This is a genomic window from Peribacillus muralis (assembly GCF_001645685.2).
GTDB lineage: Bacteria > Bacillota > Bacilli > Bacillales > DSM-1321 > Peribacillus > Peribacillus muralis_A.
Genome location: NZ_CP017080.1, coordinates 1,404,189 through 1,423,110 on the forward strand (window position 1 = coordinate 1,404,189; position 18,922 = coordinate 1,423,110).

Here is an 18,922-nt window from a genome sequence, read left to right on the forward strand (position 1 = left end):
TGTTTTATAATAAACTGTATTAGAATGTGTAATACACCAATAAAAGAAGGAGGCTCATGATGTTTGAGTTGGATGTCCAAAGCCGGAGACCTATATATGAGCAATTGATGGATAATTTTAAGGAACTAATGATTAATGAGGTTTTACAGGAACACAATCAGCTTCCATCGATTCGAATATTGGCACAGGAATTGGAAATCAATCCAAATACTATTCAGAAAGCCTACAAACAGCTGGAATCTGACGGATATATATATACATTGCCTGGCAAAGGGAATTTCGTCGCCCCGCCTGAATCCATTAAAAATCCCTTGAAAGAAGAGAAAATCAGAAACGAGCTAACAAAAGTGCTTTCTGAAGCTATATATATCGGAATCGATAAACATGAAATCTATAAATTAGTAAAAGATATCAGTCCACTGGCAAAGGAGGGAGATTCATGATTGAAATAAAACAAGTGAGTAAATTATATGAAGGGAAAGAAGCGATAAGTAACGTCACGCTGTCCATTGAAAAAGGCAGCATATTCGGTTTACTGGGCTCCAATGGGGCAGGAAAAACGACGCTTTTAAAAATGCTTTCAGGCAACCTGATTCAGGATTCGGGTGAGGTACTGATTGACTTATCACCTGTTTTCGAAAACCGTGAAGTGAAAAACCGTTGTTTCTTCCTTCCTGATACGCCTTATTTCTTAGCTAACTATACGATCTGGCAAATGGCCGTTTTTTACAGCTGTGTATACAGTAAGTGGAACGAAGAACGCTTTTTTCAGTTACAGGAAACATTTTCGATACCCCTACAATATAAAATACATAAGCTTTCAAAGGGGATGCAGAGACAGGTTGCTTTTTGGCTTGCCCTCTCTACGATGCCTGAAGTTCTGATACTGGATGAACCTTTTGATGGGCTGGATCCGGTCATGCGTAAAAATGTGAGACAGTTATTAGTTCAGGATGTAGAGGACCGGAATATGACGATTTTGATTTCCTCACACAATCTTCGGGAAATTGAAGATTTGGCCGATCATGTAGGGATCTTACATAAAGGCGAGCTTATTATCCAAAAGGATCTGGCTGATTTAAAAGCGGATGTACATAAAGTGCAGATTGCCTTTAAGCATAAAATTCCCCACGGGATTTACCGTGGAATCCAAATTCTTGATAAGCAAAGACAAGGAAGTGTGATCGTGTGCATCGTTAAAGGAAAGGAAACGAGTATTAAAGCGCACTTTAATCAGTTTCAACCTGACATTTTCGATATGCTCCCCCTTACTTTAGAGGAGATATTCATCTATGAAATGGGGGATATAGGTTATGCCATCCAGAATAACCTGGCTTAATAGAGAACTGATCATCTATACCTTCAGAAGCACCGGATGGATCGGCTTTCTCTATTTGATCGGCCTCATATTTGCACTTCCGTTAGAAATATTGACGCGTATTTTGAATGAAAAAAATGAATATGTGGAATTTGAAAACCTGTTTTCCAGTCAGCAAATGATTCAATTTGTCTTAGTCATCGTTATTCCAGTCTTACTTGCAATCTCTCTCTTTCGTTTTTTACAGATTAAACAAGCCTCGGATTTTATTCATAGTTTACCCATTACTAGAGGAACCGTTTATTTTCATATGATCGGAATGGGATTTTTATTCCTAGCCTTGCCAATTATATTGACTGGTTCAATTTTACTGTTATTTCAATCGGCAATTGATATCGAAAGCCTTTATACGCTGACGGATATATGGTCCTGGATGGGAATTACATTCCTTTTGGAAGTGGTTATCTTTACTGTTGCCGTTTTTATAGGAATGATAACGGGATTATCGGCCTTGCAAGGCCTGCTGACTTATATAGTTCTTGCATTGCCTGTGGGCTTATTTGTGTTGTTGGCGGCGAATATGAAGTTTTTAATCGTAGGATTTTCTGCAGATTACTATTTAAGGACCAACCTGAAGGGGATTTCTCCCTTATTGGCTGCAACCGAGATGGAGAAAATCACATTTTTCTCCTTTCAAACATTAACGTATGCTGTATTTACCGTGCTTTTTTCGTTTTTGTCGCTAGTAATCTATCAGAAGAGAAAGCTGGAGCATGTATCGCAAGCCTTTGTTTTTCCGAGGATTAAGCCATTATTTAAATTTGGGCTGACGTTATCCATGCTGCTGTTTTCAGGATTTTATTTTAGCGAAACGACCGGGAAAATTGGCTGGATTTTCTTCGGGTATGTAATCGGCTCTTTATTCGGATATTATTTAGGTGAAATCGTCCTGCAAAAAACATGGAGAATCAAGTTCAATCCGAAAGGCTATTTAGCATTTATGATGATAATCATTGTGCTTGGGCTCATAATGAAAATGGATCCAATTCAGTTTAAGACCAAAATTCCGGATGAAAGGGAGATCAGCCAAATCTATATTGGCAATTCCCCTTTGTTCATCGAAGAAGAAATCCCGTATACGGGCCCCACTTTTCTTAAACAGAAGGAAAATATAGAAGCGGTCACGTTAATGCACCAGCAGATTATCGAAAAGGGTAAAATGGTTTCCGTCGGTGAATGGAGCGATGCCCAATCCGTATTCATCATGTATCAACTTAAAAATGGAAAACGGTTAGCGAGAGAATACCATTTACAAAACTATGACTCGTACCTTCCGCTATTGGCGAAAATTTACGAGTCTGAGGAATATAAAAAAACGGTGAATGATTTGTTGAATGTGACAACTGAAGATGTTTCTAAAATAAGGATAAAAGCGAGCGGTCAAGTGGATAAATCCGTTACGATCAAGGATGCGCAACAGCTCCGAGAAGCGGTGCAGGCACTGTCAGAGGACCTGGATAATCAATCTTTCGCCCAAATGAAGAATTCTATCGGTGATTATGCCACGGTTGATATTTACTTAAAGGATAAAAAAATCATATATATGAATTGGGATTCTTCTTTGACACAGTTCTCCAAATGGATGGAACAAACCGAACAAACAAGGAAAGCACGGTTGCTGGCTGAGGATATATCTTATATTCTGATTGCCAGAACAGATTCGCAAATTTATCATTCAATATCGGCAGAGGAGCTTGCACGCCAAATCGAAAAAAAACCAAATTGCCTGAAAATTAACACCCTTTCAGACATTGATACGCTCATCGATAATGCCCAAATTGATTGGGATGGAGAGTATTTAGCTGCTTTTTATTATAAAGATAGCAGAGAGGTGGATATCAAGAGTTTTTCCGGCGATCATGTTCCCGATTTCATTTTGGAACACTTTAATGAATGATTATATAAAGAGGATGCCGTCCTAGAAAATGGGCGGCATCCTCTTCTCATGCATATGAACTATGTTGATGTTTCGATACTTTATAGTTTTACGACGTTTATTGCTTGAGGTCCGCGGTTTCCTTCTTCGATCTCAAATTCAACCTCTTGTCCTTCATCTAGTGTTTTGAAACCGTCTCCCTGAATCGCAGAAAAATGGACGAATACATCATCTTCGTTCGGAACTTCAATGAAGCCAAATCCTTTGTCACTGTTAAACCATTTTACCTTGCCAGTTACTGTCATTCGATGAATCCTCCTAAAAAATTTAAAAAATTAATGGTGAGGATTTTTTCCTTAATGGAAGAATCCAATTCACACATTATCAAGAATCCTCAATTAAGCTTGGAATCCATATGTGAAGCTGCTTGATAATACGTGAAAGCTACAAGAATTTCTCATGGGGAGTTTTCCAAGTTTTTAAATATATACCCACCTTTATAGAGGGTAAAACAAATGGAAGTATTTTATACCTTTTTTCAGGGGAATAATAGTAAAGAGGAATAATAACGGTAATGATGTGCATGACTGGCTGTAATTCGAAGGATAAAAAGTGCCTAATATTGAAATTTCAAAAAACAATCGAAGAAAGACGTTTTTATCAGGAAGAATGAGGGTAAGGAATAAGGAAGAAAGGACTGATGAATAATGAAGAAACTTTTAAAAAGAGCCATCATTTTTGCTGCGCCGATCATATTTAAAGAGGTTAAGAAGCGCTGGAAAAATAAACGAAATCAAAAAGAGATGAAAACCGCAAGATAAGTTCCGAAATGGACAAAACCATAGAATTTATAAGAAGGGGCGCTGAGCAGGCGTCTTTTGTTTTGCCTCCTGAATAAATCCTCATCCTGTGATTCATTCACCTCTACATCTTTCCTTCATATCGTGTTAAAATAGTAAGGTTGATTGAAATGAATGGCAAGTAGCCAAGGCTTTAGCCTTATGATATATTTCTTCTTACATATCTGGTGTATGTTCAGGTAATTTACATACAAAGAAGGGTTGACATTCCAATGTAAAAATACAATAAAATCACCTATAAATCTTTTTTAGAATTGATGACTCCACTAATGAAAGGAACATTTTATGACTACATTAAAAGATGAGGTCCAATCGCGTCGGACCTTCGCAATCATCTCCCACCCGGATGCCGGGAAAACGACCTTGACCGAAAAACTATTGCTGTTTGGCGGCGCGATCCGCGATGCGGGAACAGTTAAAGCGAGAAAAACAGGCAAGTATGCAACAAGTGACTGGATGGAGATTGAAAAACAACGGGGAATTTCCGTTACATCCTCCGTCATGCAGTTTGATTATGAGGATTTCCGTGTGAATATTCTCGATACACCAGGTCACCAAGACTTCAGTGAAGACACCTACCGTACACTGATGGCTGTCGATAGTGCCGTGATGATCATCGATTCGGCAAAAGGAATCGAGGATCAGACGGTTAAATTATTCAAAGTTTGCCGAATGAGAGGAATCCCGATTTTCACGTTCATTAACAAAATGGACCGTCAAGGTAAAATGCCTCTCGAGTTGCTGGCTGAACTGGAAGAGGTATTGGGAATCGAAACATATCCAATGAACTGGCCAATTGGAATGGGAAAAGACTTCGTCGGCATTTACGATAGGTTCAACAATCGGATCGAGCAGTTCAAGACGGAAGGCGAGGATCGTTTCCTTCCATTGAATGATGAAGGTGAACTTGAAATCGATCATGCACTTAAGGATTCCCAGTTGTATGAGCAAACTTTGGAAGAAATCATGCTGTTGACTGAAGCGGGTAACCAATTCTCTGAAGAAAGCATCGCCAATGGAAAACTGAGTCCTGTATTCTTCGGAAGTGCCCTGACTACTTTCGGCGTCCAGACGTTTTTGGATGCTTATCTGCAGTTTGCACCAGCTCCTCAAGCAAGAATGACAACGTCTGGTGAGATGAGTCCTGTCAGCAATGATTTTTCCGGCTTCATTTTCAAAATCCAAGCGAATATGAATCCAAAACACCGTGATCGGATCGCTTTCCTGCGTATCTGTTCGGGTAAATTCGAGCGCGGAATGAGTGTCAACTTGAGCAGGACCGGCAAGCCGATCAACCTTTCTTCTTCAACCCAATTCATGGCTGATGATCGGAATACGGTAAACGAGGCGGTAAGCGGAGATATCATCGGTTTATATGATACAGGGAATTACCAAATCGGTGATACGATCACGACGAGCAAAGACATGTTCCAATTCGAGAGGTTACCACAATTCACTCCGGAGCTATTCATGCGGGTAACGGCTAAGAACGTCATGAAACAAAAACACTTCCATAAAGGAATTAACCAACTTGTACAAGAAGGGGCGATACAGCTCTTCAAGACGGTCCGAATGGAAGAATACCTGCTTGGTGCCGTCGGGCAGCTTCAATTCGAAGTATTCGAGCATCGAATGAGGAACGAGTACAATGTCGAAGTCCTGATGGAGCGGATGGGCAGTAAAATCACACGCTGGGCCGAGGATGAAAAGCTTGATGAAAACCTTCATAGCTCAAGAAGCATTCTTGTTAAAGACCGCTTTGAAAAATACGCATTCTTATTTGAAAATGAGTTTGCCCTTCGTTGGTTCCAAGATAAAAATCCTGACGTGGAATTATATAATCCGATGGATTTGAAATAATCGTGAAAGTCCGTGTTACATACACGGGCTTTTTTGATTATCCTGGATTTTCTTCACCTGGCTTCCATCATTTCTCTAGCTTGTGAGTTCAAGAATGAATCACACAAAAATCATGAGGCTGGCACGGCAAATCCATCCAAGCAATATACGTAAAACGATTCCCCTAAATTATTCCGTTGACAAACTGCAGCAACTCCTTTATATTTAGCTAGTACTTTAACGCATAAAAGCGTATCAGTGGATAATAATCGTTACATTTTTACCTCAAGAAACATACAAAATGAAAGCGGGGAAAATACATCATGCGTCTCGAAGATGCCAAGCTAAAACTCTCTTTACTTGAAGCTATTTGTGTTTTAGCGATGCTGTTCTTAATTATTGCAATAGGAATCATCCGTTATGAACTAGTTCCTCATATTCCAATTATTGCAGCCATCCTTTTTTTATTCGTTTATGGAAAAATAAAGAAGCTCCCATTTTCAATCATGGAAGGGGCTATCGTCAAAGGTGCGGTTTCCGGTATGGGAGCCATCTATATATTCTTTTTCATCGGAATGCTCATTTCGATCTGGATGGCAAGTGGGACAATCCCTACCATCATGTACTATGGGTTTGACTGGATTTCCGGAAAGTATTTCTATGCGGTCACATTTCTGGTGTGTTCGCTAATCGGGCTCTGTATCGGGAGTTCACTTACAACATCAGCCACGGTCGGAGTTGCTTTCATTGGTATGGCGGCAGCGCTGGATTTATCGCTGGCGATTACAGCCGGTGCAATCATTTCTGGTGCATTTCTTGGCGATAAGATGTCTCCATTATCCGACTCGACCAACCTTGCTTCGGGAACGGTTGGAGTGCCACTATTTGAACATATTAATAATATGCTGTGGACAACGATTCCAGGTTTTGTCATATCACTGATCATCTTTTATTTCCTTTCACCGAATGTCAAAGTGCCTCGTGTTGAGGAGATTGAGGCCATGACCAAAGCCTTGGAAATGGAAACGAACATTAGCATATGGAGCTTGATTCCGTTTGTCATCATTCTGGTCATGGCATTGAAAAAAGTGTCGGCGATTCCGACTTTGTCAGCTGGAATCGTTTCGGCGGCGGTCATTGCTTTCATACAAACCCCAAGCTTGACGGTTGTAAAACTGGCGGATATCTTATACGGTGGATTTGTGCTGAAGAGTGGGGTGGAACAACTTGACACAATTCTATCTCGGGGCGGAATCGAGAGCATGATGTTCTCCGTTTCCATGGTGTTGTTGGCATTGGCTATGGGTGGACTATTATTTGAATTGGGAGTCATCCCTTCTATTTTATATGCGGTCCAGGATTCATTGACGAGTGTAGCGAAAGTGATTTCAGCCACCGTATTTGCAGGAATCGGTGTGAATTTCCTAGTCGGGGAACAGTATTTGTCAGTAATACTGCCCGGGAAAGCCTTTCAGCAGAAATATGATGATTTAGGATTGCAGCCAAAAACGCTTGGAAGGGTGCTTGAAGATGCGGGAACAGTTGTGAATCCCCTTGTTCCATGGGGAGTCTGCGGGGTATTCCTGACAAAGGTATTGGGCGTGCCTACCATGGAATATGCACCTTTTGCCTTCTTCTGCTTACTTTGCCCTGTGCTTAGCTTGATTGGTGGCTTTACGAAAATAGGTATCCATTATAAATGAAAAAAACAGGCGGTCGCTTTTGACTGCCTGTTTTTTCATGGAAACACTTATTTTGCTGAAGCAATCTCATCTTTTGGAATGGAGATGACCTTTTCTTTCTGTTCCAGTAAATTCATTCGCATCACGACGTTTTGAAATATGCCCATAGAAAGCATGAGCAGCAATAAGGATGAACCGCCATAGCTGATGAATGGGAGCGTGATTCCTGTAATGGGAATGAGTCCAGTCGCCCCTCCAATATTGATGCCGACCTGAATGCCGATCATGGATGAAATCCCGATCAATAATAGGCTGCCAAAAGGATCCTTACATTTGGCTGAGAGCATATATCCCCGAAGGACGATAAAACCTAACGTCAACAAAACGAAGCCGACTCCGAATATTCCAAGCTCTTCCGCAATGACGGCTATGATGAAATCCGTATGTGATTCAGGAAGATATCCGTATTTTTGGACACTGTCTCCAAGCCCGACACCAGTAAGGCCACCTGAGCCAATCGCGTACAATGAATTCACTAGCTGATACCCATCTCCACCCTCTTGACCAAAAGGATCTGCAAACCCTGTAAAACGGGACACTTTATTTTCAGAGAATATGGAGGAGAAATTACCTGTCACGATTATCCCCAGAACAAATATGACAACGAATATCGAGGTAATTAAAGAGAGTTTGAAGATGCTCTTGAATGACATACCCGACGAAATGATCATAGTACTTGAAATTAAGAAAATGACCGCAGCCGTTCCGTAGTCAGGTTGTATCCCGATTAAAAAACAAATAAATACGAGAAAGAAAATCGGGGGAATGACGGCTTTATCAATACTGTTGATCCGATCCTGCCGTTTTCCGTATATGGCCGCGAGATAAATGATGATCGCAAGCTTGGAAAATTCTGCTGGCTGAATCGATTTTGTTCCTACCTTGAACCAGCTTGTGGCATTTCCGGCTGTATGACCAAAGATAAACAGAAGTAAAAGCACTCCGGCCATTCCTAACATCATAAGAATTAAAAAATTTTTGTTTTTGTACATCTTATAAGGAAGAATCATCGTCACGATCATTGCTAAGAATGAAATGATAAAGGCCATTTTTTGTTTCTCAAAGAAGAAATCCACAGGCTGGTGGTATCGAGAAACAGCAGTAATCATGCTCGAACTGTAAATCATCACCAAACCAAACAAACAGAGTAATACGACTGCGATGAAGATAGGAAAGTCGTATGCTTTAATTATTCTTTTCACTTGTGCGCTCACCTCGAATATGTATGCGCGAAAAAATCGCCTTCTTATATAGTAACGGAAAATCGGCTATATAGATAATAATTTTTATTCTGTAACAGGAATTTATCCTCCAAGAAACAATAGTAAACACTTTATCCGATGGAATTGGCAGGGATGTGCTTTTCATATTACTCGATAAATATCGATTCCTACATCTATTACCTTCGATGGTATATATGAATAATCCTTTATGAAAATAAAATTTTTACTATATATTCCATATGGATGATACTATTATGACTATAAGAATATAAGTCACGTGAAATGATGAAAGGGTGGATTTGATGGAGCATATTTATTTTTTTACTGGGTTTCCAGGTTTCATCAGTAATCAATTAATCAGGGAGCTAATCCGGCAAGATGAAGCTATAAACAAAATTTATTTGCTCGTTCTACCTCAGCAAAGGAAGAAATCGGAAATGGAGATCAAAAAAATTGAAGATGACTTGGATGGTATGAAAATCGCCTTTGAAATCGTGATAGGAGATATTACGAAGAAGCATCTGGATTGTTCGTTGGAGGTATACCATGAACTGCAGCAACAAGTCACGCACCTGTTTCACCTTGCTGCAATATATGATTTGGCTGTCCCGGAAAAATTGGCAAGGCTTGTAAATGTGGTGGGGACGGAGCAAGTAAACCAATGGGCCAAAGGTGCGACTGTACTCAAGAGGTATACGTATTTCAGCACTGCTTATGTAGCTGGAACGCGGGAAGGGTGTTTATATGAGCATGAATTGAAGCTTCCGAAAAGCTTCAAGAACCATTATGAACGGACGAAATACGAGGCTGAATTATTGGTCGAGCAGCTTAAAAAAGAAATTCCCATCACCATAATCAGGCCTGGTATCGTAAAAGGTCATTCCCAGACGGGGCAAACGATTAAATTCGATGGACCGTATTTTATCCTGAATTTTCTAGATCGCCTAAGCTTCATGCCTTTTTTACCGTACATATCTTCAAAGAGGGATACAGTCGTGAACCTGGTTCCAATTGATTATATTATACAGGCTACGGCATTTCTGGCATTATATAAGGAAGGTGCAGGCAAAACGTATCATCTGACTGATCCTAGCCCTTTTACGGCTAGTGAAATTTATGAGCTATTCTTTGAGGAACTGTATAAGAAAAAGCCAAAAGGGCATATACCTTTGCCAATAAGCCAGGCGGTTTTATCAATTCGTCACGTACGGGCATTTTTAGGGGTGGAAAAAGAGGCCCTTGATTATTTCACTTGGAAAGGGCGCTTTGACTGCTCTTTAGCGCAAGAGGATTTAACGGCTTCGGGAATCGTTTGTCCTGATTTCAAAGAAGGTGTCCCTGCCATGGTCGATTTTTATTTAAAACACAAGCATGATGAAGAGTACCAAATTAAAATAAGGTAGGGCAAGGTGAGTGGTTATGGAAGAAATACAAGAAAAGTGGGAAGCGTTTTCCCCGGCAACAGGTGAGAAGATTGGTGATCTCGAACCGACTCCACTGTCGTCAATTCCCCATTTATATACAAAATCAAGACAATCGTTTCAATCATGGTCGAAGCTTTCCATAAGTGAACGACTTTATCATTTTAGACAGCTTCGTCTGCTTATGGTCAAGAGAATGGATGAGATAGCGGAAGTCATTTCAAAAGATACCGGAAAAGTGAAAATTGAAGCACTGGTGGCAGACATCATGCCAACAATCGATGCGATCAAGCATATAGAGAAACATGCGAATAAAGCCCTTTCCACAAAAAAAGTCGGCACACCGCTCCTGTTGATCGGAAAGAAATCTTTTATTGAATTTATGCCTCGCGGAACCGTGCTTGTAATATCACCGTGGAATTATCCGCTGCAATTGGCGATGGTCCCCATTCTTAATGCACTGGCAGCAGGAAATACGGTCATTGCCAAGCCATCGGAGGTAACTCCGCTTGTTGGAGTGTGCATTGAAAATCTGTTTGTTGAAGCTGGTTTCCCTAAGGATACGATCCAGTTTGCCCACGGAGGGAAAGAATTGGGTGCAGCGTTAACGGAGCAAAAACCGGATTATATCTTTTTTACTGGTTCTGTTAGGACTGGGAAAATGATAGGTGAAGTGGCTGCAAAACAATTGATCCCCACAACTCTCGAGCTTGGGGGAAAGGATCCGATGATCGTCCTGCGTGATGCTAACCTGGAGCGGGCGGTGAACGGAGCGCTCTGGGGAGCATTCACGAACAGTGGGCAGGTCTGTATGAGTGTCGAAAGGGTGTATGTGGAACGACCGGTTTATCAGGAATTTCTAGCGCTGCTAAAAGAAAAAACAAGGTCCATGAGGCAAGGGACAGAATTAAAGGATGATATCGGTTCAATGACCTTCCCGGCTCAGGTGGATATTGTTGCTGGACACTTGGAGGATGCCTTGAATAAAGGAGCGATCCTTGAATCAGGAAAGGAGCCTAAAGAGTGGGGCACGGGAGAGACCCATTTCATTCCACCGATCATCCTATCCAATGTCGACCATTCCATGAGGATCATGAATGAAGAAACATTCGGCCCCGTTTTGCCTGTCGTGCCTTTCGACTCCGAGGAAGAAGTGGTCGCCCTGGCAAATGGGAGTGAATATGGCCTTAATTCAAGCGTATGGACGATCGATAAGGAAAAAGCAAGGCGGATTGCCTCACAGTTAGTGACAGGAGCGGTGACGATCAATGATGTTCTCGTAACGGTTGCCAATCATCATTTGCCGTTTGGGGGCACCAAACAAAGTGGAATAGGCCGATATCATGGGGAACAGGGAATGAAGATTTTTTGCCACGAAAAAGCGATCATGGAAGACAGCGGCCGCAAAAATACAGAAATACAATGGTATCCATATGAGGGGAAATACACAAGCTTTTTATCATTATTCCAAAACTATTTTTCTTCTAAACCGAACTGGTTTGAATTCGGTAAAGATTATTTGAAATTGATCAAAATATCCAAAGCGAAACGGAAAGACTGATTCTATTATAAAAAAGAATTGTTATTTTCGTAATCCTGGCGTATACTATTAATATACTTAATAACTGATTTTCCTTTTCAAAGGGGAGTAGCGTTAGGGTTCGCCCTAAAACAAAGTCGTCATTACGTGAATGGAAACATTCATCGGCTTTGTTGACATGTTTTCATGTTCAGCAAGACCTTTGCCTATACGGCAAAGGTCTTTTTATTTTTTGACGATGCCGATAGGAAGGAAATACAAACTATTGGAGGTTGAATGGATGGAAGCATCATTACTATTGGAATATGGCTGGGTCCTTCTCATTTTGGTCGGTTTGGAAGGAATACTCGCTGCGGATAACGCAGTCGTCATGGCTGTCATGGTTAAGCATTTACCGAAAGAACAACAGCGTAAAGCCTTGTTTTATGGTCTGATGGGAGCTTTCGTTTTCCGCTTTGCAAGTTTATTCCTTATTTCCTTTCTGGTCGACGTGTGGCAAATTCAAGCAATTGGTGCGATTTATTTACTTTTCATTGCTTTTCAGAACATTTATAAAAAATACGCTCATAAAGGTAAGAAGGAAATCACAAAGCCTAAAAAGCAATCTGGCTTCTGGATGACCGTTGTAAAAGTTGAAGCGGCTGATATAGCTTTCGCAATCGATTCAATGCTTGCTGCCGTCGCGCTGGCTGTTACACTTCCTGCAACAGGCTGGATGAAAGTCGGCGGTATTGACGGAGGGCAATTCGCTGTTATGTTCCTCGGCGGACTGATTGGATTGATCATTATGCGATTTGCAGCAAATGGATTCGTGAAGTTGCTTCATCAGCGTCCTTCACTGGAAACGGCAGCGTTTTTGATCGTAGGCTGGGTTGGAGTGAAATTGGCGGTACACACACTCGCACATCCTTCACTTGCGGTCATCGACCATCATTTCCCTGAATCAACCCTTTGGAAATCGATTTTCTGGGTGGTATTGATTGGAATAGCGGTAGGTGCGTGGATCATCTCAAGCAAAAAAGAGAAAAATGAGAAAAAAGAAAAACAAATACAAGAAGCATAAGAACGCTGGTGAACCAAGCTAGCCTCATTTGTGGAAAAAAGGGTTTTGGAATGTGATCATTCCAAAACCCTTTTAATGTCACAGGAAACATTCATTTACTCGCGAGACAGCTTCTTGAGTTTTAGGACACCCCGTCTCACAGTTCTTTTGGACAAAAATCAGGAATCCACTAAGCTCGATATCTTCTTATATAAAATGGATTTACTGACATTACCCACATAACGCCTAGAACGTTTTCGAATGATATGTTAAAAGCTGTGAATATTAAATTCCGGTTAGTAAAATGACAATTGTCCCATTGGTTTAATCAAAGATATGGAAAAAGTTACTTTAATGTAATTGCACTGTAATAAACGAGAAAAAACTAAGTATTTTGTCATGTTATGTTTTGATCTGATTTCAATAAATCCGCAAAAATAGTTCTTTTGGTACTGTCTTTTAGACTCCCTCCGCTTAAGATAAGTATGTTGATTCATAATTATTATCAACAGGAGCGAGGTGAGCAAATGCTTGGATTGTTGTTTACAGCATTCAAAAAAAAGCGTTCTTTAGAAGAAACCGTATTGAAAATTCAACAAGGCGATATAAGCCTTCGCAATGATACGATAGAATCATTCAAACCATTTATAGCGAAAACCGTCTCGTCAGTGTGCAGGCGTTACATATATGAATCAGATGATGAATTCAGTATTGGTCTGATTGCTTTTAACGAAGCGATCGACAAATACTCCCCTGACAAAGGCCGTTCGTTATTGGCATTTGCCGAAACCCTCGTTAAACGAAGGGTTATAGATTATTTAAGAAGCCAGTCAAAGCGGAAGGAAATTCTTCTGGATATATCTCTTAATGATGACAATGATCAAAGCCATATATATATCGATAATGAAAATTCCATACATGAATACGAAAAGCAAAAGGAAGCAGAAAAAAGAAAAGAAGAAATTCACCAATATATAAGTCACCTACAGGATTTTGGACTGACATTTGAAGATCTCATTGAAAACTCTCCAAAACATGCTGATGCTAGGAAGGGAGCGATCATGATCGCCAAGCTGTTAATGGATGACGATGAACTGAAAGAAATCCTGTTTGCCAAAAAGCGGTTGCCAGTTAAACAGCTTGAGGGAAAGGTGGAAGTGAGCAGAAAAACGATTGAACGGAACCGAAAGTACATCATTGCTGTGGCAATCATCATAAACGGAGATTTTTTGTACTTGAATGATTATATAAAAGGGGCTATCAATGGATGAAAAAAGGAGTTATTCTGTCAGTAAATAAGCGTACCGTTACCCTTTTGACCCCCGAGGGTGAATTCCTGAAAACAAAAAGAGGCGAACGGGCATATGAAGTGGGGGAGGAAATCACTTTTTCCCCTGTAAAACATAAGACAGCTTTCACCATTCTTAGTTTCCAATCCACCTTCAGGAAAAAGGCGGTGTTAAGTATCGCCACTACCTTTCTTATTCTTTTTTCCGTCATGCCGTCTTATTTCACTGGGCATGTGTCGGCATATATGACAATTGATGTGAATCCTAGCATTGAATTGGAGCTTGACGATCAGTTGGAAGTGCTTAAGCTTACCGGCTTGAATGAAGACGGGAAGCTCGTTATCGGACAGCTGACAAATTGGAAAGGCAAGGGAATCAAGACGGTTACAAATAGGATTGTTGAAACGACAAAGCAACTAGGATATTTAAAAGGTAAAAAACAAATAGTCGTGTCCACAACGTTATTGGATAAAGATAAAAACCTCGAAAACCATTTAAAAGAAGAGATTAAAGAAATATCCGAGCAGGATAATGTTTCAAATACAAAGATGAAGGTGATTCAGGCAACGAAAGGTGATCGGGAGCAAGCGAAGGAGCAAGGAATCTCAACTGGTAAATATGTCGAAAAGAAATTGAAAATGAATCAAGACAAGATAAAAGTGAATAAAAGGGATCCTGAACCTGAACAAGATAAACCGAGAGCTGAGAAAATTGAAGCTTCCAAAAAGGAGGGTGACGTTCAGGGAAAGGAGAAGCATTCGGAGAGTGAAAATAAAAAAGGGAACGATTCAAATGCTATCAAGCAAAAATACACAACTGAGGTCAAGCAAACAGTACCGGGAAATTTGGTTACTCAGCCAGACGAAAATAAAGAAAAAACTATCCGGAGTGATAATAGTGCAAAACGCCCGGAGATAAAACGATTTAAGGAAAAAAGCGACGAGACAAAGAATAATCCAGGCAGCAACCGAAGCATTCAATATAAAAGAAGCGATCAAAATCAAGGCAATCGGCATCGTCAGGACATTGACCGTAAACGAAACAACCAAAGCAAACAAAGTTTTCAAGGGAATCAAGTTGGCCGTGACAACCGAAGCGATCATTCGAAAGACAAGCAGGAAAATAAAAACAGGAATCGCGGTGAAAATCGTCATCCATCTGCCCAAGAAAAAGGAAATGGAAAAGAAAAGAATCATACCTATCATGAAAGGAACGATCAAATAAAGGGCAAGCGGGAGAGGGAGAAGCCGAAGCGGGGTAATCATGAGGAAAACCGGCATGAGTGGAATCATTAAAAAGAGTCCAGCAGGAAGCTGGACTCTTAGCCATGGATATTCAATTGTGTGGTAAATTATTATTGACCTTTAAGTTGAGATTGAGCTTGTTGTACTAGGCGTTTTGTAATTTCTCCACCAACGGAACCATTGGCACGTGCTGAAGTGTCGGAACCTAGTTGTACACCGAATTCTGATGCGATTTCATATTTGATTTGATCTAATGCTTGTTCAATTCCAGGAACAAGAAGGTTGTTACTGCTGTTTGCCATTTGAATCTCCCCTTTACTTTTTCAACGGCTTCTGCCGCTGTAATGATAGTATAAGTAGAATAAGGAGTTTTACTTACAGTGACGGCATCAAACTTTTTGGTAAACCTGCCTTATTGTTGCAAGGCAGTCAGTTTTAAAAGAGAATGGAAAAAAGAATGAAAAAAGGGTAAACTATAATTTTAATGGGTATGTGGACCATACAGTTATAAAGGAGTAAGAAAGGAAACTCTTAATGATTGCTATCAGAAAAATTTTATCAAAATTAACACCTGCTCAGCTTATCGTCGGTTATTATTTTTTGGCCGTAAGTATCTCGACCTTACTGTTAAGTCTGCCCGTCGCTCTTAAGCCTGGCGTAGAATTTGAATTCATGGACGCTTTATTCACAGCCGTTAGTGCAGTTAGTGTGACAGGTTTAACCGTTGTCAGTTTGCCGGAAGTCTATAATGAGGTAGGCTATTTCATTCTTATGTTCGTTCTCCAATTCGGCGGGATAGGCATCATGACGCTTGGAACATTTTTTTGGTTGATCTTGGGCAAGAAAATCGGCTTGAAGGAAAGACAATTGATCATGACGGATCAAAACCAATCGAACCTTTCAGGGCTTGTTAAATTATTGATCCAGATCATTCAGATATTTGTCGTAATTGAAATGATTGGTGCTCTCGTTTTAGGCATTTACTTTCTGAATTATTTTCCAGACTGGAAAGAAGCCTTTTTACATGGATTATTTTTATCCATAAGTGCCACAACGAATGCTGGATTTGATATCACCGGAACTTCAATGATCCCATTTAAAGACGATTATTTTATACAGTTCATCACGATTATCCTGCTTACCCTTGGAGCCATTGGATTTCCTGTATTGATTGAGGTAAAAGAATTTCTGTCCAATAGAACCAGTACATATAGGTTTCATTTCTCCTTGTTCACAAAATTGACATCAGTTACATTCTTTTGGCTCATCATTGGCGGCACGATCATGATTTACCTGGTGGAAGCGAATGGTTTCTTTAAAGATAAGAACTGGCATGAATCATTCTTCTATTCTTTATTCATGTCTTCCAATACTCGAAGTGGCGGCTTAGCGACAATGAATGTGAGTGACTTTTCGGAGCCGACCCTATTATTGATGAGCATCCTGATGTTCATTGGTGCCTCCCCAAGTTCGGTCGGAGGGGGAATCCGCACGACAACACTAGCCCTCATGATCCTTTTTTTATGGAGTTTCATGAGGGGAAGGCGTTCCATTAAAGTATTCAAACGGGAGATCCATCCTGATGATATTCGAAAGGCGACAGCCGTAATGATCATGGGATCCCTCCTTTGCATAATGGCGGTCTTCATTTTGTCGATTACTGAGAATTTTACTTTGATGCAAATAATTTTTGAAGTATGTTCGGCTTTTGGTTCAGTCGGCCTGTCAATGGGGATCACGCCTGAACTCAGTCATACAGGTAAAATTGTCATTATGATCATCATGTTTATTGGCCGTGTAGGGATAACCTCCCTGCTTTATATCATCGGTCATAAAGAAATTACGGAAAATTATCATTACCCGAAAGAACGTGTCATCATCGGCTAAACCGAGGCAAGAGCGTAGACCTTTCCTTCCAGGAAAGGTTTTTTGTGTTGGTGGCAGGAATCAATGAATAAATGTTGAAATTTACCTACAAGAGAGTTTATATAAAAAACTAATCTGACAAGGGCCGTGCGGATGTCATTATTAACATTTTCGTAAAGGGGGCGGAGGAAATAAATAAGTATACTGGAAGAATTATGGTTCCTGGGCTATTCATCTTAGTATTTTCGCCGATTTTAGGGTTCACCGTCCTGGAAGAAGGCGAATTTTCTGCGTTAATGGGTATTTATTTCTTCGTCGTTTTATTATTGGCCTGGTGTTTAGGTGCGATTCATGACGACAAGCGGAGGACAATCGCTCTATTGCAGGATAGCGAAGGACGTTATCGCATTTTCTCCAAGTATTCCAAGGAATTGATCAACAGCTTCAATGAGGTCATTTTCCAAACCGATCATAAAGGGAAATGGCTTTATTTAAACCCGGCTTGGAAGTCGATGAGCGGTGCAACCGTTAATGAATCACTCGGTCTTCATTTTTCTAAATATGTGGATAATGCGTCGTATCAAGACGTTTTAAAGTCTTTTGCGGAATCCTTTCATGAAGGAAATAGATATTTTCGCGTTGATATTAAGCTGCGTGATGCGAAGAAGGGAAGCAGCTGGGTCGAGGCATTCGTTAAATTGATATACGATGAAGCGGGAAAATTTATCGGTACAGCTGGAATATTATCCGAGATTAATGAACGTAAGCATGCAGAAGAAAAACTTGTAAGCTTGAATGAACACTTGGCAATCACGTCAAGCAAGTTATCTACAGCTGCCCAGCTTGCTGCAGGAATTGCGCATGAGGTAAGAAACCCGATGACAGCGATATTGGGATTCGTCAAGCTGATCAGGGACGGAGGTTCAGATAAACAGGAATATTATGATATTATTTTTTCGGAAATAAATCGAATTGAGCAAGTCTTGAATGAACTCCTGTTGCTTTCCAAACCGAGCGGTGCGGTTTTTCTTGAGAAGGACTTAACTAAAAGCTGTGACCATGTCGTAACGTTGCTCGAGACAAACGCCGTTTTGAACAATATACAGATCCATAAAAATTATGATGCAGAACCTATTTTCATGTACTATGATGAAAATCAAATCAAGCAAGTGCTCATCAATATCATTAAAAATTCAATAGAGTCCATGCCGGATGGCGGCAATATATATTTGAGCATCTATGAAAAAAACGGGGAAGCTTATGTTAGCATTTTGGATGAGGGTGAAGGCATTCCCGAAAATTCCCTGCAGAAAGTGGGGGAACCGTTTTTTACGACAAAATCATCAGGAACAGGTCTAGGACTTTCCGTTTGTTTCAAGATTATCGAAAAGCATGGAGGGAAGGTTTTCATAACAAGTGAATTGAAAAAAGGAACGAAGATTGTCTGTGTATTCCCAGCCCTTCAATCGAACGGAATTAGAGGGATTGAAAAGGAGGAACTGTCAAGTCAGGGAGACACGTGAAATAATTGTTGAAAAAATCGGAAAATTATGTATATACTGTAGGAGCGAGAACATACTAACCGGTCAGTTGGTTAAAAGG

At 40.4% G+C, this 18,922-nt stretch carries 15 protein-coding genes; 12 read left to right on the top strand and 3 right to left on the bottom strand.

The window, feature by feature from the left end:
• Positions 1-56: 56 nt before the first annotated feature.
• Genes ABE28_RS06750 through ABE28_RS06760 form a run of 3 tightly spaced genes read left to right on the top strand, consistent with a single transcriptional unit; the run spans position 57 to position 3,275 of the window.
• Entirely contained in the window at positions 57-443 is a 387-nt protein-coding gene (locus ABE28_RS06750) for a GntR family transcriptional regulator (RefSeq protein WP_306807331.1), read from the top strand.
• Entirely contained in the window at positions 440-1,339 is a 900-nt protein-coding gene (locus ABE28_RS06755) for an ABC transporter ATP-binding protein (protein ID WP_064466483.1), read from the top strand. The genes ABE28_RS06750 and ABE28_RS06755 overlap by 4 nt, the downstream gene beginning before the upstream one ends.
• Entirely contained in the window at positions 1,314-3,275 is a 1,962-nt protein-coding gene (locus tag ABE28_RS06760; protein WP_064466482.1) for a DUF6449 domain-containing protein, read from the top strand. The genes ABE28_RS06755 and ABE28_RS06760 overlap by 26 nt, the downstream gene beginning before the upstream one ends.
• Before the next feature lie 80 nt (positions 3,276-3,355).
• Here ABE28_RS06760 and ABE28_RS06765 read toward each other — a convergent pair whose 3' ends face one another.
• Positions 3,356-3,559 carry a cold-shock protein gene (locus ABE28_RS06765; RefSeq protein WP_064466481.1) on the bottom strand — a complete coding sequence of 68 codons (204 nt, stop codon included), beginning with the start codon at positions 3,557-3,559 and terminating at the stop codon, positions 3,356-3,358.
• A gap of 840 nt (positions 3,560-4,399) precedes the next feature.
• Between ABE28_RS06765 and ABE28_RS06770 the strand changes: the two genes are divergently transcribed.
• Both ABE28_RS06770 and nhaC read left to right on the top strand, forming a co-directional pair.
• Positions 4,400-5,974: a peptide chain release factor 3 gene (locus tag ABE28_RS06770; protein ID WP_064466480.1), complete on the top strand. Its 1,575-nt coding sequence runs from the start codon at positions 4,400-4,402 to the stop codon at positions 5,972-5,974.
• A 302-nt stretch (positions 5,975-6,276) separates the two neighbouring features.
• On the top strand, positions 6,277-7,656 hold the full coding sequence (gene nhaC, locus ABE28_RS06775) for a Na+/H+ antiporter NhaC (RefSeq protein ID WP_064466479.1): 1,380 nt from the start codon (positions 6,277-6,279) through the stop codon (positions 7,654-7,656).
• A 47-nt stretch (positions 7,657-7,703) separates the two neighbouring features.
• Here the strand turns inward: nhaC and ABE28_RS06780 are convergent, their stop codons facing one another.
• A complete protein-coding gene (locus ABE28_RS06780) occupies positions 7,704-8,897 on the bottom strand; it encodes an FtsW/RodA/SpoVE family cell cycle protein (RefSeq protein ID WP_064466478.1) in 1,194 nt (397 codons plus the stop codon).
• Between the two features lie 323 nt (positions 8,898-9,220).
• Here ABE28_RS06780 and ABE28_RS06785 point away from each other — a divergent pair, with 323 nt between their 5' ends.
• The 5 genes from ABE28_RS06785 (at position 9,221) to ABE28_RS06805 (ending at position 15,505) form a co-directional block, all read left to right on the top strand.
• A complete protein-coding gene (locus ABE28_RS06785; protein WP_064466477.1) occupies positions 9,221-10,321 on the top strand; it encodes an SDR family oxidoreductase in 1,101 nt (366 codons plus the stop codon).
• A 16-nt stretch (positions 10,322-10,337) separates the two neighbouring features.
• The gene (locus ABE28_RS06790) at positions 10,338-11,900 is read left to right on the top strand and encodes an aldehyde dehydrogenase family protein (protein ID WP_064466476.1); all 1,563 of its coding nucleotides are present in this window, start codon (positions 10,338-10,340) and stop codon (positions 11,898-11,900) included.
• A 259-nt stretch (positions 11,901-12,159) separates the two neighbouring features.
• Positions 12,160-12,942, top strand: a complete 783-nt coding sequence (locus ABE28_RS06795; RefSeq protein ID WP_061144485.1) for a TerC family protein — start codon at positions 12,160-12,162, stop codon at positions 12,940-12,942.
• Positions 12,943-13,448: 506 nt separating this feature from the next.
• Positions 13,449-14,192, top strand: a complete 744-nt coding sequence (gene sigI, locus ABE28_RS06800) for an RNA polymerase sigma factor SigI (RefSeq protein WP_064466475.1) — start codon at positions 13,449-13,451, stop codon at positions 14,190-14,192.
• Complete coding sequence (locus tag ABE28_RS06805; protein WP_064466474.1) at positions 14,189-15,505, top strand: anti-sigma-I factor RsgI family protein; 1,317 nt, start codon at positions 14,189-14,191, stop codon at positions 15,503-15,505. Before sigI ends, ABE28_RS06805 begins: the two co-directional genes overlap by 4 nt.
• A 59-nt stretch (positions 15,506-15,564) precedes the next feature.
• Here the strand turns inward: ABE28_RS06805 and ABE28_RS06810 are convergent, their stop codons facing one another.
• Positions 15,565-15,756 (bottom strand): alpha/beta-type small acid-soluble spore protein, encoded by a 192-nt coding sequence (locus ABE28_RS06810; protein ID WP_061144489.1) that lies wholly within the window; start codon positions 15,754-15,756, stop codon positions 15,565-15,567.
• A 232-nt stretch (positions 15,757-15,988) separates the two neighbouring features.
• Here ABE28_RS06810 and ABE28_RS06815 point away from each other — a divergent pair, with 232 nt between their 5' ends.
• Complete coding sequence (locus ABE28_RS06815; RefSeq protein ID WP_064466473.1) at positions 15,989-17,341, top strand: TrkH family potassium uptake protein; 1,353 nt, start codon at positions 15,989-15,991, stop codon at positions 17,339-17,341.
• Between the two features lie 194 nt (positions 17,342-17,535).
• Entirely contained in the window at positions 17,536-18,843 is a 1,308-nt protein-coding gene (locus ABE28_RS06820) for an ATP-binding protein (RefSeq protein ID WP_083231974.1), read from the top strand.
• Positions 18,844-18,922 lie beyond the last annotated feature (79 nt).

Coding starts and splice junctions, on each gene's coding strand:
- ABE28_RS06750 (WP_306807331.1), top strand. CDS start 57: ATGATGTTTGAGTTGGATGTCCAAAGCCGGAGACCTATATATGAGCAA.
- ABE28_RS06755 (WP_064466483.1), top strand. CDS start 440: ATGATTGAAATAAAACAAGTGAGTAAATTATATGAAGGGAAAGAAGCG.
- ABE28_RS06760 (WP_064466482.1), top strand. CDS start 1,314: ATGCCATCCAGAATAACCTGGCTTAATAGAGAACTGATCATCTATACC.
- ABE28_RS06765 (WP_064466481.1), bottom strand. CDS start 3,559: ATGACAGTAACTGGCAAGGTAAAATGGTTTAACAGTGACAAAGGATTT.
- ABE28_RS06770 (WP_064466480.1), top strand. CDS start 4,400: ATGACTACATTAAAAGATGAGGTCCAATCGCGTCGGACCTTCGCAATC.
- nhaC (WP_064466479.1), top strand. CDS start 6,277: ATGCGTCTCGAAGATGCCAAGCTAAAACTCTCTTTACTTGAAGCTATT.
- ABE28_RS06785 (WP_064466477.1), top strand. CDS start 9,221: ATGGAGCATATTTATTTTTTTACTGGGTTTCCAGGTTTCATCAGTAAT.
- ABE28_RS06790 (WP_064466476.1), top strand. CDS start 10,338: ATGGAAGAAATACAAGAAAAGTGGGAAGCGTTTTCCCCGGCAACAGGT.
- ABE28_RS06795 (WP_061144485.1), top strand. CDS start 12,160: ATGGAAGCATCATTACTATTGGAATATGGCTGGGTCCTTCTCATTTTG.
- sigI (WP_064466475.1), top strand. CDS start 13,449: ATGCTTGGATTGTTGTTTACAGCATTCAAAAAAAAGCGTTCTTTAGAA.
- ABE28_RS06805 (WP_064466474.1), top strand. CDS start 14,189: ATGAAAAAAGGAGTTATTCTGTCAGTAAATAAGCGTACCGTTACCCTT.
- ABE28_RS06810 (WP_061144489.1), bottom strand. CDS start 15,756: ATGGCAAACAGCAGTAACAACCTTCTTGTTCCTGGAATTGAACAAGCA.
- ABE28_RS06815 (WP_064466473.1), top strand. CDS start 15,989: ATGATTGCTATCAGAAAAATTTTATCAAAATTAACACCTGCTCAGCTT.
- ABE28_RS06820 (WP_083231974.1), top strand. CDS start 17,536: ATGGTTCCTGGGCTATTCATCTTAGTATTTTCGCCGATTTTAGGGTTC.